The sequence below is a fragment of the Caballeronia sp. PC1 genome (assembly GCF_021353155.1).
Lineage (GTDB): Bacteria > Pseudomonadota > Gammaproteobacteria > Burkholderiales > Burkholderiaceae > Caballeronia > Caballeronia cordobensis.
In genome coordinates this window covers 379,031-393,008 of sequence record NZ_JAJUBH010000004.1, presented here as the reverse complement: position 1 = coordinate 393,008, position 13,978 = coordinate 379,031, and the positions used below count along the sequence as shown (strand labels likewise).

At 59.5% G+C, this 13,978-nt stretch carries 11 protein-coding genes, 5 pseudogenes and 1 other annotated feature; of the genes and pseudogenes, 4 read left to right on the top strand and 12 right to left on the bottom strand.

Annotated features, from left to right (window positions below; translation table 11 throughout):
• Positions 1 to 108 precede the first annotated feature (108 nt).
• Positions 109 to 2,427 carry an FdhF/YdeP family oxidoreductase gene (locus tag LY284_RS35095; RefSeq protein ID WP_233391700.1) on the top strand — a complete coding sequence of 773 codons (2,319 nt, stop codon included), beginning with the start codon at positions 109 to 111 and terminating at the stop codon, positions 2,425 to 2,427.
• Between the two features lie 4 nt (positions 2,428 to 2,431).
• On the opposite strand, the gene LY284_RS35090 is transcribed toward LY284_RS35095, so the two are convergent.
• The 5 genes and pseudogenes from LY284_RS35090 to LY284_RS35070 form a co-directional block, all read right to left on the bottom strand.
• Entirely contained in the window at positions 2,432 to 3,016 is a 585-nt protein-coding gene (locus tag LY284_RS35090) for a hemerythrin domain-containing protein (RefSeq protein ID WP_255725280.1), read from the bottom strand.
• A 107-nt stretch (positions 3,017 to 3,123) separates the two neighbouring features.
• Positions 3,124 to 3,780 (bottom strand): annotated as a pseudogene (locus LY284_RS35085) (zinc-binding dehydrogenase); the annotation flags it as partial.
• Positions 3,781 to 3,884: 104 nt separating this feature from the next.
• On the bottom strand, positions 3,885 to 4,139 hold the full coding sequence (locus tag LY284_RS35080) for a hypothetical protein (RefSeq protein WP_233391695.1): 255 nt from the start codon (positions 4,137 to 4,139) through the stop codon (positions 3,885 to 3,887).
• Between the two features lie 121 nt (positions 4,140 to 4,260).
• Positions 4,261 to 4,768, bottom strand: a pseudogene (locus tag LY284_RS35075) (NAD-dependent epimerase/dehydratase family protein); the annotation flags it as partial.
• A 196-nt stretch (positions 4,769 to 4,964) separates the two neighbouring features.
• On the bottom strand, positions 4,965 to 5,225 hold the full coding sequence (locus tag LY284_RS35070) for a DUF5372 family protein (protein WP_144404197.1): 261 nt from the start codon (positions 5,223 to 5,225) through the stop codon (positions 4,965 to 4,967).
• Between the two features lie 56 nt (positions 5,226 to 5,281).
• Between LY284_RS35070 and LY284_RS35065 the strand changes: the two are divergent.
• Positions 5,282 to 5,473, top strand: a pseudogene (locus LY284_RS35065) (integrase core domain-containing protein); the annotation flags it as partial.
• Between the two features lie 1,025 nt (positions 5,474 to 6,498).
• Here LY284_RS35065 and LY284_RS35060 read toward each other — a convergent pair.
• The 6 genes and pseudogenes from LY284_RS35060 to LY284_RS35035 all read right to left on the bottom strand — a co-directional run bounded on the left by LY284_RS35060 (position 6,499) and on the right by LY284_RS35035 (position 11,388).
• Positions 6,499 to 6,957 carry a GNAT family N-acetyltransferase gene (locus tag LY284_RS35060; protein ID WP_233391692.1) on the bottom strand — a complete coding sequence of 153 codons (459 nt, stop codon included), beginning with the start codon at positions 6,955 to 6,957 and terminating at the stop codon, positions 6,499 to 6,501.
• A 554-nt stretch (positions 6,958 to 7,511) separates the two neighbouring features.
• A complete protein-coding gene (locus tag LY284_RS35055) occupies positions 7,512 to 7,793 on the bottom strand; it encodes a hypothetical protein (RefSeq protein WP_233391690.1) in 282 nt (93 codons plus the stop codon).
• A 24-nt stretch (positions 7,794 to 7,817) separates the two neighbouring features.
• Positions 7,818 to 8,318 (bottom strand): annotated as a pseudogene (locus LY284_RS35050) (IS3 family transposase); the annotation flags it as partial.
• Positions 8,319 to 8,401: 83 nt separating this feature from the next.
• Positions 8,402 to 8,806: a group II intron maturase-specific domain-containing protein gene (locus LY284_RS35045; protein WP_233391688.1), complete on the bottom strand. Its 405-nt coding sequence runs from the start codon at positions 8,804 to 8,806 to the stop codon at positions 8,402 to 8,404.
• 1,003 nt (positions 8,807 to 9,809) lie between these two features.
• Positions 9,810 to 10,555, bottom strand: a pseudogene (locus LY284_RS35040) (IS3 family transposase); the annotation flags it as partial.
• Positions 10,158 to 10,274: a sequence feature (AL1L pseudoknot), on the bottom strand. Its footprint overlaps the pseudogene before it by 117 nt.
• A 629-nt stretch (positions 10,556 to 11,184) precedes the next feature.
• Positions 11,185 to 11,388, bottom strand: a complete 204-nt coding sequence (locus LY284_RS35035) for a cold-shock protein (RefSeq protein ID WP_233391686.1) — start codon at positions 11,386 to 11,388, stop codon at positions 11,185 to 11,187.
• 521 nt (positions 11,389 to 11,909) lie between these two features.
• Here LY284_RS35035 and LY284_RS35030 point away from each other — a divergent pair.
• Positions 11,910 to 12,932 carry an IS30 family transposase gene (locus LY284_RS35030; protein WP_233391676.1) on the top strand — a complete coding sequence of 341 codons (1,023 nt, stop codon included), beginning with the start codon at positions 11,910 to 11,912 and terminating at the stop codon, positions 12,930 to 12,932.
• On the opposite strand, the gene LY284_RS35025 is transcribed toward LY284_RS35030, so the two are convergent.
• Complete coding sequence (locus LY284_RS35025; protein ID WP_233391674.1) at positions 12,900 to 13,280, bottom strand: PleD family two-component system response regulator; 381 nt, start codon at positions 13,278 to 13,280, stop codon at positions 12,900 to 12,902. The genes LY284_RS35030 and LY284_RS35025 overlap by 33 nt on opposite strands.
• Before the next feature lie 247 nt (positions 13,281 to 13,527).
• Between LY284_RS35025 and LY284_RS35020 the strand changes: the two genes are divergently transcribed.
• On the top strand, positions 13,528 to 13,968 hold the full coding sequence (locus LY284_RS35020) for an Hsp20/alpha crystallin family protein (RefSeq protein WP_233391672.1): 441 nt from the start codon (positions 13,528 to 13,530) through the stop codon (positions 13,966 to 13,968).
• Positions 13,969 to 13,978 lie beyond the last annotated feature (10 nt).

Sequence of the window (13,978 nt, the reverse complement as noted above, 5' to 3'; positions counted from 1 at the left end):
AGCAATCGACATACCGTCCGACCGAGCACGCTCGCGAAAGCCGCTCGAAAGGGTACGCAGATTGCTCGCGCGTGAACCAAACACGTCGAAAATGCGCGAGGCAAGGACATGGCCGAATCAGACGATACCGTTCGCACAAACGCCGCATACCCGTATTCGTCGGGCGGATGGGGCTCGCTGAAAGCGGTCACTGGCGCGCTTATCCGGGAAAAGGTGCCGCTGAAGGAAAGCACGGTCCTGCTGAAGCAGAACAAGCCCGATGGCTTTGCCTGCGTGAGCTGCTCCTGGGCCAAGCCGGCGGACCCGCATACGTTCGAGTTCTGCGAGAGCGGCGCGAAAGCGACGGCGTGGGACTTGACCGCAAAGCGCATGACGCCGCAGTTCTTCGAGTTGCACACGGTGACGGAGCTATGCGCATGGCACGATCACGATCTCGAAGACGCGGGGCGTCTCACCGCGCCGCTGCGCTACGACGCCGCCACCGACAAGTACGTGAGCGTTACCTGGATCGAAGCATTCGAGGACATCGGCCGCGAGTTGCGCGCGCTTGAACCGAACCGCGTCGCGTTCTACGCATCGGGGCGCGCATCGCTGGAAACGTCGTATATGTACCAGCTTTTTGCACGCATGTACGGCACCAACAATTTGCCCGACAGCTCGAACATGTGTCACGAAAGCACGAGCGTTGGATTGAAGGAAGCGATCGGCGCGGGCGTTGGAACCGTTAGGCTCGACGACTTCGAGAAGACCGACCTGATGTTCTTCTTCGGACAGAACGTCGGGACGAACAGCCCGCGCATGCTGCATCAGTTGCAGGAAGCGAGAAAGCGCGGCGTGCCGATCATCACGTTCAACCCGCTTCGCGAGCCAGGGCTGCTCAAGTTCGCCAATCCGCAGTCGCCGCTCGAGATGCTGACACCCGCGCATACGGTGATCAGCACGCAATATCATCAGGTGAAGACGGGCGGCGACACCGCTGCGATGCTCGGAATTTGCAAGGCCGTCATTCACGCCGACGACCGCGCGAAGGAAAGCGGCGAGCCGCGCATACTCGACGTCGATTTCGTCGAAACGCATACGGTCGGCTTCGACGCATTCGCCGATTACGTGCGCGCCGCGTCCTGGGACGATATCGAACGCGTGGCGGGGCTGCCGCGCGCCGATCTCGAAGCAGCGGCCGAGCAATACATGCGCGCGAACGCGGTGATGGCGCACTACGGCATGGGCATCACGCAACATAGACAGGGCGTGCAGAACGTTCGCATGCTGTGCAACCTGCTTTTCCTGCGTGGCAATCTGGGCAAGCCGGGCGCGGGGCCGTCGCCGGTGCGCGGACATTCGAACGTGCAGGGCCAGCGCACGGTGGGCATCACCGAGAAGCCCGAGCTCGCGCCGCTCGACAAGCTCGCGAGCCAGTTCGACTTCGAGCCGCCGCGCGAGAAGGGGATGAATATCGTCGAGACCTTCGAAGCAATGCTCGACGGCAAAGTGAGCGCGATTGTCAATCTCGGCGGCAATCTCGTGCGCTCGGTGCCGGACCGCATGCGCATCGAACCGGCGTGGCGGAATCTGAAGCTCACGGTCAATGTCGCGACGAAGCTCAATCGCAGTCATCTCGTGCATGGGGAGAAGTCGTACATTCTGCCGTGCCTGAGCCGTATCGAGATCGATACGCAGGCAAGCGGCGCGCAGGCGGTTTCGATGGAAGACAGCACGGGCTGCATTCACGGCTCGCGCGGCGTGGCCGAGCCCGCATCGGCCGATGCGCGCTCGGAGCCGTATATCGTCGCGGCGCTGGCGAAGCATACGCTCGGCGAGCGCTCGACCGTCGACTGGGAACGTTGGCGCGACGACTATGCGCTCGTGCGCGATGAAATCGCGAAGACATATCCCGAGACCTTTCACGACTTCAACGAAAGAATGTGGACGCCGGGCGGCTTCCCGCGCGATCTGCCCGCACGCGAGCGCAAGTGGAAGACGAAGAGCGGCAAGGCGGAGTTCTTCGTGCCCGAGACCATCGGTGAAGACCCGGACATGCTCGAGCGCGAACCGCAATCGCTGCGGCTCATGACGCTGCGCAGCGACAGCCAGTTCAACACGACGATTTACAGCCACGACGACCGCTTTCGCGGCATCAGCGGCAGCCGCATGGTGATCCTGATGTGCGAGGCGGACATGGCGCGCCACGGTCTCAGGAAGGATGACCGCGTGACTTTGCGCACGATCGCCGACGATGGCTTCGAGCGGCGCGTCGCGGGTCTGCGCATCGAGCCGTACGACATACCGCAGGGATGCATCGCCGGCTATTACCCCGAGTGCAATCCGCTCCTGCCGCTATGGCACTACGCGAAGGGAAGCAAGGTTCCCGGCGCGAAGTCCATCCCGGTTCTTATCGTCGAGGTGAACGGCACGCCGCGCGAGCCGTGAGCGGTTACGCGCGATATCCGCGGCGCGAAAAAGCGGGCCGCAGACACTGCGCGAGGGCGAGCGCGCCGATCGACATCAGCGCAAACGATGCGAGCGGAAACGTGCCCGCGGTATTCGCCGCGATCGCGCCGGGCCGGTGCTGCGCGACGAGCTGCATGCGGCGCTTTGTCATGCGCATGCCGAGCTCGGATAACTGCGATGCGAGCGCGCGTTCGGCCGTCGGAAGCAGCACCGTTTCCTCATCCGCGACGTGATGCATCACTTCACGCATGAGCTGCATGAAACGGGCGTCGTAGGCGGCATCCTCCGGACCCATCGAACGCAGCTTCGCGATATCTTCGCGCATCTTGTCGTGCTCGGGCTTGCTCTTCGTGAGTCGCTCGTCTCCGGCCATCGCTTCGCTGAGCGCCGGATAGAAGATCTCTTCTTCGAGTTGCGCGTGTATTTCCAGCGCCGTGCAGGCGAGCTCGACGATAGCGCGCTTTCTCCACCACGCTGTTTCCACGTGATAGCGATGAAAGGCCGCCATCACATGTGTGTGATCCATGCGGATCATTGTCGTGATTGAAGGGGCGCAGCAGGTTGGCATGTCCACAATGACTCCTTAGCCGCATTACAGGGCTGCTGTGATGGTAGGGGGTCGCCTGATCGGTCGGCTAGCCCCGAGCATGGTGGGCTGTGTCCCTCGTCAAGGCTGAGGATCACCTTGATACAGCCATCCTCTTTGTCTCTAAATGTTTCGTACATCGGGGGGCCATCTTCCAGACGCATGCGCTGCGTGATCACAAAAAGGAGGGGGCGATCTGTCCTTCCTGGATGCGGCTTAGGAGATCATCGGTCCAGCGCTTGATGTGCGTCTGGCCCATGCGACAGTTGAGCCCTTTATTCATCTTGTCGATCAGTCCGCCATACACGTCAGGCACCGAAAGCGTCCCCGGCGGACGGCACACGTAGATCATCTCGCGAAGCACGTGCGGCCGGTCAGTCTCCAGCATAACCGCCTGTTTGGCGCGATCGAAGAGGGCGTCGAACGAACGCGTCGCATGCGCTTCCATACGCGACTGCGTCGATGCATTTTCCGGACCTTTGCCCTGCGTCAGGTCCCTCAAGCGATCCAGCACGCTTTCCTCTTCGAAGTCGATTGTGATGGCGCCCGCCGCGCGCGCCATCGCGAGACGTTCGGGCACGCGATCAATCACGAAGACCTGTTTCGCGCCGAGCGGCAAGGCAAGCGCAATGCCATCTGCCCGACGGGAGCCGCGCCCATATCGCCACGGTATCGGTGGGTGCGATCTCACACTGAACCGCCGCCTGCCAACCGGTCGGAACGATATCGCCGAGAAAGAGCACTTGGGTCGGGAACCGTGTCGTATCGATTATCGTCTTCCCATGCCGGATGAGTGCTTTCATCGGTGCCTCGGGCGGTTTGCTGCAATGGCGGGCGCGCTGTGGTGATCCTAGGCTTCGTTGTCAGACTTTCCAGGTCTGCCGCTGCGGCTCGCGGGCTCGAGGTCGGGATCGATATGATCGTGTTCGGGGGCGTAAGATCCTTCCTCGGGATGATCCTTTCCCTTGGGCACAAGAGTCGGGTCGATGTTGCCGTGCTCACGCCGTTCGATGGTGCCGTCACCCTTTTCCTTAACATCACCTACGCCAAGCGCTTTGCGGCGCTTGTCCGCGCGCTTAACGGGATCAGATGGTTCGTTTTGCATCGCCTGCTCCTTCAGCACTCTTGAGGGTATCGCTGCCCATCAAAGCAATCGATATGCCGCGATCACCATGCGTGCGCACTTTGTCGCGGACCATGACACATTTCGATTGAGGGCCGGGCGCTTACACCACTGCTTGACGGCACTGAGCGTTGCGCACCGGCACGGCCTCGATCACCCCGCGGAAATGCTGCGCCGTGCGCCGTAAGCCGTCGTCGAGCGAGGTCGTCGGCGACCAGCCGAGCGCCTTGCGTGCGAGCGCGATATCCGGCTGTCGGTGCCACGGATCATCCATCGGCAGAGGCTTGAACGCGATCTCCGATGACGACGCCGTCAGTTCGATGATTCGCCGCGCGATATCGAGCATCGAAAGCTCGTGCGGATTGCCGAGATTCGCCGGGCCGGTCAGTTCGTCGGGCGTCTTCATGAGGCGGATGACCATCGACCATATCGTCGACGTAGCAGAACGAACGCGTCTGCGCGCCTTCGCCATAGACCGTGATCGGCTCGCACGATAGCGCCTGCATCATGAAGTTCGAGATCACGCCCTCATCCGACGGGTGCATGCGCGGCCCATATGTATTGAAGATGCGCGCAATCTTGATCGAAAGCCCGTGCTGCCGCCGATAGTCGCATGTTGATTACGAACGTGGAGAAATTAGGCTACGCGGTGATCGAAGCGGCCGAAAGCATCGCCGGCCTGAAAATTCTGCAGTCCCGCGCGAGACTTGGCCTTTTAACTTGCGCTTTCGGTCTGCCCTGCGCGCCACCGTCGCCAAGCGTCTGAACAACGACGCGGCGTTATTTACCTTACACTGCCGGCATAATTTATTTGACACGACCGAGGACCTCCGGCTTTAGGTCGTCGATCAGCGCGCGCAGCCTTCGGAGGTCCTCGACACGAAACTCGGAGCGTCCCGCTGCGGTCTGAGCGAACGCGTCCGGTTCGTCCACATCAGTCCATGAGGCCAGTATCGATACTAGCCGGCCATGTTCGTCATAGAACATCACACGATCCTCTCCCCAGTTCTGACGGCGAGTAGCCAGTTGGATCCGGGTACCGCGCAGGGGATGAAACGGATGGGTGATCTCGACCGTTACAGTCGCGCGACCGTCATCACGACAAGCAGTTGCTGACTTACGATAACGGGATGGCCGAGAGCTTCGTTAAAACGATGAAGCGTGATTACGTTTCGTGGATGCCGAAACCCGACGCCAGGACGGCGTTGCAAAACCTGGCCATCGCGTTCGACCACTATAACGAGTCACACCCGCACAGCGCCCTGAAATACCGCTCGCCTCGTGAGTTTCGTCGGCAAGCAGTTTCTCCAACCTAAGCGTGACCGGGTGTCCGGTTATGCGGGGGCAAGTCCAGGATTGTCCTGCCCGATGTAGTCATCTACGCATTCGGGGAGTAGTGCGACCTGCTTGCGGTCATCGCCTTCAACGAATCGCTTCATGAGTCAGCCAGTCTCAATGCGTTGATTCAGTGTAGGCGATGAATGCGTTTTCACACGCCCTCGGCCTCTTGTCGACCAGTTTGTGAAAGAATATCGAGACCTGTTTCGTGGCGGCGAGTTCGACGTTGAGGGAATACAGTTATACCAAGATGGCGAGGGAAAGTTCATTATCCCTGGCTGCTCTGATGGAGAGCCGCGTCGGAAGATTCGTCAGGTGCTTGAGGCTTTGGTGGCCCGCATGGCAGTCGACGAGCATACGGATGTCGCTTTCGTGAGAAGAAAATCATAGAGCGTCGCCTGCCAGGCTCATGACGCCGACTGAATAGTCAACCCCCTTGACCTTCTGCCAGCCTGCTAATGCAAGCAATTCATTGGGACACCAATGCGGAGCAGCGATATCAAGCGGCCAACCGCTCGACGGTCATTGCAGGCATTGTCTGAGGCGGAGGGAACACTCTCCAGCAGCCGTCCCCATGCCAAGAAGAGGGCAAGGTGCTCATCGTCGTGCACGGTCTCAACACACACGTAGCGACCTTCGCCCGATACCGAACGTCCATACGCGGTGACTCTTGCGGACTTCGGTGGCCTGAAGCCAAGCCATTTTTCCACCGCGTAGCGTAGGGATTGCTCTGCTTTACGCGTCATTTTGTCCTCCCGGCCCATTGAGACAGTTCGCACAAGAAGGGCGGTGCTGCCTGAACGCACTGACGCAACCTGCGTGCCAATGTCGCATTTCGCGGACCAATCATCGATGAGCATCCGAGCCACGGCCTTGGGGGGCATTCAGCAATGCGCGGTTCACGCGATGAGTAGGAGCACACGGCGACATCCAGGCTTCCTGCGCAGAAGCGGCGAGGTTAGGTTCCGAGGTAGCGAATGGACATCAAACATTGCGAAGCCCGTCATGCGACCTGCTTGAGGAAGCAGCGCGCATCTCTCGGGCGGCTTGACAGGGACGAGACGGTGTTGACCTCTCTGAATCCATGCCGCTCGCAGAAACGCACGGCGCGACGATTGGCGGCGCGCGTCTCGAGGATTAACTGTCTGTAGCCAGCAACCATCGCCCGCGTTTCAAGTCCTTGTAAGATGCTTAGCCCTACTCCGAGCGCGTTTGGGCGTACGTAGAATTCGCAGATTTCGGCGACGCCATACGCATGTCGTCGGAACGCTCCGAAGCCGAGAGCCTCGCCGCGCGGTGCCCTCGCGAGCAGGAAACAACCTCGCGGCGACAGGAAATCGTCGACGGTGTAGCGCAATTGTTCTGAACACCCTGTAAGCGTCGCGAGCGTTGCACTAAATTCATCTCGAAGAACGCGGGCATCCAATCCTTGGGGGTCTTCCTTCACAACAATGATAGGCATGGCGAAGCCCTCGTCGCAGTCGACGATGTCGCATTCTTCCAAACCGCACCTTAGGAATGGACACTTCTGAGGATTCTTGCGTGCATATTCAGCCATCCAATTCTGACATGATGAGAAGCTATGGATGGTTCGAAACACCACTTGCCCGTAGTGCGGGCACAGAGAACTAAGCCGCCGGCGGCTTCGACCGCTTACCACGCATCGGTTCGCCGGAACTCGCTAGACCTCGAATAGGTGCTCTTTGGAAGTAAGCACAGCCGGCCAGCTTGACGCTCTTGAATTCTGTGGCATCGACCTCGGCATTGACCGCCCGACTGAGGCGCCGCTCACATCAGCCTACAGCGAATTGGCTGGAGCCCCAGATGCGAACGCTACACGACGACCTCCCGCTCGCCGAGCAAGAGGCGATTCGGCTCGAAGACCTCGCCGACCAGTCGTTCGTCACGTGCTTCCGGTAGTTGGGAAGGTACTTCTACGTGCAGGCAGCCTAAAACTGACGACGAGTCGAGTGGTGCCCACGATATGAGAACGCGTGCCGCTTAGGCCGAGCCCGGTCAGCGCGCCAAGCGCCGCTGGCGTTCCGGCGGTGAAGGCCGCACATCGGATAGGCGACTATCAGGCGCGTGAACGTTGCTGGTGAATTCGGTAAGCGCGCTGTCAAACAGCGCTAGTGCCATCAAGGGGTGGTGCCGCTTCGCACGAGAGCGAACGACGGCAAGCTTTCCGTGCAGAACGGTCTCGAAGCCGAGTTCGTACTCTGCGATATCGGCTAGCCGGATGATATCGTTCTGCAGTTGCGCGTCAGCGCATTCTCCTTCCGCCTTGATGAACCGCACCGGGAATCGTGGAGGCCGGTTGGGTTAAGTTAATGCGGGCATGTCAGCGGCACTTCGGAGTTGCCTGTAGTAGTGTGCCTCAGCCTCAGCGGGAGGGATATAGCCGAGTGGTTCCATCAGCCGACAGTTGTTGTACCACGCGACCCATTCCAGAGTTGCGAGTTCGACAGATTCGCGTGTCTTCCACGGGGCGCGCCGATGAATCAGCTCTGTCTTGTACAGGCCGTTGATCGTTTCAGCCAGCGCGTTATCGTAGCTGTCGCCACGGCTGCCGACGGACGGCTCGATAGCCGCTTCGGCTAACCGTTCGCTGTACCGAATGCTGACATATTGGGACCCCCTATCGGAGTGATGTATAAGGGTCCCGTCCTCGCCTGGTTGGCGTGCGTACAGCGCCTGTTCAAGCGCGTCAAGAACGAAGTCCGTAGTCATCGAGGAACTGACCCGCCAGCCGACGATGCGGCGGGCGAATACATCGATGACAAACGCCACATACAGCCAGCCCTGCCATGTCGAGAGTGGAGTAAGAGACAGGGCGTAGTCGAGCTATTTCCCTGCCTCTCCTCCCCGAACCGGACTTGCACCTCTCGGCGCATCCGGCTCTCCATTCAAGCGTTGCTCATAGCAAAGGCGACATCGGCATAGCGCGACTCGATGGTGCTGCGTGTCTCGTCGTGCATGATGTACGGATTTTCCGACGGGCTACGCCACCTGAATTGGCCCTTCCGGCTGGTAACAAGACGCCGAAGCGCCACCGCCCCGTACCAACCCCGACTATTCTGGCCATGAAGCAGCCATGTCTTGGCCTGTCCCGGTTCTGGCGCCCGCACATGATCGCGCATCAGCGACCTGAACCCGCGCCGATACCTGCGCGCGAGCCAATATCCGAACTTCCAGAACACGGTCCGGTCAAGTTTGCTGAACATGGTGGCCGTGTAATCGGTGTATTGATAGAAGGCGGCCCAGCCAGCGATTTGCCGGTTCAGGCTTTCCATCAGGTCCATCCGGTTCATGCCATAGTTGCCCGACAGTTGCTTGACTAACCGCTCGGCGAAACCCCGGTACTTCTCCCACGGGGTATGTACACGCGTCGTGCAGGCAGCGGACTATACGAGCCCGCCAATAGCTCTTCGCGTATCGTTGCCAGTTCATGCTGGAGATTTGCTTCCAACATGCGTCTGTCGACTCCGTCCACGCCCGGCGTGCGAGCCCCGCTGGATGCCAGCGTAATGCGAGCCGCTGCACTCAGCCAATCCCTATCGGCAATCAGTCTCAGGAGTCGATCGAACTTGCGCTCTTTGTTCTCCGTCGACCATGTCGCCAGTTTGCTTTGCATTTCACTGATTATCAAAGGTCTTCACCTCACTGTGGTCAGTTAATCAACCAAGCAAACCACTTCAACTGCCTCCCTTCGCCATGTGACCGGCTTTCCCGGTCTCGGACTACTACGGAGGCTCCGCCAGCTCGCACATCATCGGGGGCACACTTCCTTAACATCTGTGCAAGCCTTCCCCAGTTCACATGCTGGACTCAACGCATGGGCGAGGCTGCCTGTCGCAGTCTTTATCCTTGCTTGCCGCAAGTCGTCGCGAACACCACGGTCTAGCTGCGCGCTCCCCGTGGACCCTTGCTGATCAGCTTACCTGTCCGGTCAGCATCGTGCCGCCGGGCCATACGTGTGACCGGCGACAGTTCGCGTCCTGCCCGTAAAGCGGTGTGGGCAGGGGTGACATTTCAACCCTCAGATGCGGTTTAACAGGTTCGTGTTCCTCAACCGTCCCATGCTCAGCCTGGAGGCTCATCTTGGCGTAACCGCTTCGCCGCAAGCCCCGTTTCCCACGGACTACGTCACCTTGCCAGTGTCGGCAAGTCACCGCCGCTTCGGCTCACTTCCTCTCGCAGCAGAGAAAGGGCATGCCCCGGTACTGCAACGTCAACTCCTCCGGGGTATTGCATTCCAAACATGCTCAAGCAGCTTCACCCCCATACGGGCGGGCTACGCTGGCTGGGCGTACCATATGTGAAATCCGAAACCCACAGCTGATTCGGCCGGTCTGCCTTGAACTGCCGGTTGACTCGGTCCAGCGGGCGAGGCGCGCTCGTATCGGGGATCGTCGTGCGAAGCCGCTTGCCGCGTACAGCGCCTCGCAAACCCTGCAGCAGCTTCATCAGCCGCGCGACCGTGCAGCGCGCCACCGAAATACCTTCCCGGTTCATCTGCTTCCAGACCTTCGGCACGCCGTAGACCTGCATGTTGGCCTGCCAGACACGCCGGATCTCCGGTTGCAGAGTATCGTCGCGTTTCGCGCGGGCGCAGCGCCTGGACGGATCTCGGAGCTGCGCCGCATGGCGTCGGTAACCCGACGGGGCAATCTGCAGGACCTTGCAGATTGGCTCGACCCCAAAGGTATCGCGATGCTGGTCGACGAAGGCCTTTAGGATTTCAAACGGCGGTCGAGCTCCGCCTGGGCGAAAAACGCGCTCGCGAGCTTGAGAATCTCGTTGGCACGGCGCAGTTCCTTGACCTCGCGCTCGAGGGCCTTGAGGCGCTCGCGCTCTCCTGTAGTTACACCCTCGCGCTCTCCGGCATCAATCTGATCGCGCTTGACCCAATCGTGCAGCGTCTGCGGCGTGCAGCCGATCATTGGTGCAATCGATTCGATCGCTGCCCACATTGACGGATGTTCGCTACGCTGCTCGCGCACCAGACGTACCGCACGCTCGCGAACTTCTGGGGAAAATTTCGTTACCTTCTTGTTCATGGCTCCATTGTCTCAAGAGTTGGAGCCTCCACAAAATACGGTGCGGTTCATGATTCGTGCTTTCAAGACGTTACTTCTTACATATAGATTCGCGAGAGGCATCGTGCGGCTCCCGGTGAAAACGTATGCAGAACGGCGTCAACCTACCCAAATGCTAGACAAGCACTGCACCGAAAATTCGCGGAAATGTGCGGTAGCGCGCCTAGACAAAAGCGAAACGCTGGACAAAAGTTGAGGTGGCCAGCAGCCGAGGCGCGAAGCGTTTATGAGTTCGAGAGTAAATGCAGTTAGGGTGACCTAATCACATCGTTCTACGACCGTGTCGCATGTTCGCGTATGAGCGTCAACGCATTAGAAGCGTCCAGGCGTCTCCGAGTCGAGCGCGCCTAAACGCTGCGAGGGCATTGGAAACCGTCGTCGGCGCTTTGCGTACGGACGGCAAGGCTAGGGCAATGCTGGCGGCGATGGGCTCAATGGCTCGGCCCGGTGGTGCACATGGCGCAGGCATGAAAGGGGGCTCGAGCACGTGCCCACTTTTGACGGCCTTGAGGCCCGGAACCGTGATAGGTTAGGGTGCGGCCGGATTTCGATACCAGGCGTCAAACGGCAGCGAACGGACAACGTTGGGGTTACAGGGGATGAATGTTCCCCGCCTGCTTACCCTTCGCCCCCTGCTTCACGTCGAAACTGACCTTCTGATTCTCTGCTAACGTCTTAAATCCCTCGATTCTAATCTCGGAGAAGTGCACAAAAAGGTCATCGCCACCGTCATCCGGCGAGATAAACCCATAACCCTTAGCGTCATTGAACCACTTCACTGTACCGGTTGACATCACTGCTCCTATCCTGGCATTTAGATGTTTCTGATGACTGCGCCGCGACGACCATCTATTGCAGGGGAAAGATGTTAGGATACCGAAGCGAGCATCCGAAATTAAGAAGCGCGCGCTGGTCGTTGTTGTCTGCTGCTGAAACAAAGAGTCCTCGCTCTCGGTCCTTCTCTTTCGCTACGCGCTCATTTTTTGTCGATTCGAAAGCAAGCGTCAAGTAGTTGACTACCTGATAGGCGCGGTATTTAAGTAAGAGTGCTCCTTTCTACTTGGCCGCCCGGCAGCGCCTAGTTCTCAAATATATGAGGAAACGCGGCGCTTGAGCCGCTTCTACGAGATTTTCCCAGAAGGGCGCGCCTCGTTCACCGGAGGCCGCATCCGCCGACTGCTAGACCTCACTTCGATGGTGCCGGTGGCGACATGCCTGCCGCGTTAAGGCGGACCGTCGGAAGCTGTTCGGTGGCTTCAATGAGTTGGCGCTATCAAATCTGAAGTGCAACACCCGTTTCGTATAAGGTGTTGCGATGCACGAAAGAACTCAGTATCAACAGCTTCAACCCGAAGAGCGCCTGACCATTGCCAGCCTGCATTTGCAGGGTTCGAGTATCCGGGCCATGGCCCGGATACTCGGCCGCTCGCCAGCCACCGTAAGCCGTGAACTGAAGCGAAATGGTTCTCCTGCTGGCTATGCATCGGTGGCGGCTGAAGCGCTCAGCGCCGCCCGCCGTAGCGCGGGCCGCCGCCCCGCGAAGCTTTGCCTACAAAGCGTTTGCTGGCGGGTCGTGCTCACCCTGCTCGAATGGAAATGGTCACCCCAGCAGATATCGGGCACACTGAAGCGCATGTATCCGACCGACCCGACCCAGCACGTTTCGCACGAGACCATCTACACGGCTATATACGCTCAGCCGCGCGGCGAATTGCGCCGCCAGTTGATTGCCTGCCTGCGCCACGGCCATAGCACCCGTATGTCCCGCACGCGCGGCACCGACCGGCGCGGGCAGATTCCCGACATGGTGAGTATTCACGTGCGCCCCCCCGAAATTGAGGACCGCCTGCTGCCTGGTCATTGGGAAGGAGACTTTATCAAGGGCGCCGGAAATCAATCGTCTGTCGGCGTCTTGGTCGAACGGACCAGCCGTCTGGTGCTGCTCGCCAAGATGGAAGACGCCACCGCCGCCTCAGCGCTGGCGGGCTTCTCTGCCAAACTCAACTCGATTGCAGCACCGCTGCGACAAACTTTTACCTACGGCCAGGGAAAAGAAATGTCGCGGCATCAAGAACTCACAGCAGCCACTGGCGTGCGCGTGTACTTCTGCGACCCACATAGCCCCTGGCAGCGCGGGACCTGCGAAAACACCAACGGATTGCTCCGTCAATATTTGCCTAAGGGGACCGACCTCTCGGTCTACACTCAGGACGAGCTCGATGCCATCGCCGACAGTCTGAACAGTCGGCCACGCGCAACCCACTCGTTCCATTCGCCATTCGAGGTCTTCGCTGCGACGCTTGCCTCAGCGAGCCAACCTCAAAGAGCTAAACATTAACCCCCGTTGCACTTCGGTTTGAAACCGCCGTTGGTAAAAATCCACGGGCTTCGACAAGAACGCGTCCCAACCTATCGGCGTGTCGGCCGGCGGACATCCGCCTGAGATGAGAATGATGGGTACACCAGCGAGCATCGGATGACAACGGAGTCGTCTGCAGAGTTCGATGCCATCAAGCTGAGGCATGTCCATATCCGTGACGACCAAATCCGGTAAGTGTTTCGCTAACTGAGCAAGCGCGGCGTTGCCGTTCTCCGCCACGGCCACCCGATACCCGTGGACCTCAAACACGAATTGAAGGGCAGAAAGGGATTCAACGTCGTCGTCGACGAGCAGGACGGAGTGCATGTCGTTCGTCCGGTGAGTTCTCCCATTGCTTCGCAACGATTATGCCGAGCATGTCGACGTGAAATTTCGCAATCAGCCCCTTGAAACCCGTCTCGAAGAACATATTTCCGACTTCGCTCAGGCAGGTGTTCGCAGTTTTCTATGACTGCGAGCTCTGCGTGTTTCAACCTTGTTTGTCCGCGGCAAAGGACAATCGGACTGAAGCGCGTGCCGGTCCGTTTCCTTGCCGCTCGAGGAGAAAGCGACCATGAGTGACTTCTACTTCGGTACTGACCTTTTCAGCGAACTGGACCGCCTGCACCGTCAATTGTCTAGCACGTTCGGCGGATTCCCTTTGAGCCTGCGGTCCAGCCAACTCGGCACGTTTCCTCATATCAACATCGGCACGACCGACGACTCGATAGAAATCGTTGCATTCGCTCCCGGGGTGGACCCAGCAAAGCTCGATATTTCCATCGATAAAGGGCTGCTTTCGATTTCCGGGGAGCGGGCGACCCGACCGCAGCAGATGTCGGAAGGCACTCGACAGTATGCGCAAGAGCGCTTCGAGGGGCCGTTCCGGCGAATCGTTGAATTGCCGCAACAGGCCGACCCTGACCGGGTGCAGGCGCGCTATGTCGATGGTTGCCTACTGATTTCAGTAGGCAAACGCGAAGCGTCCAAGCCTCGAGCCATCGTCGTTCAGTAAGGAGAGGACG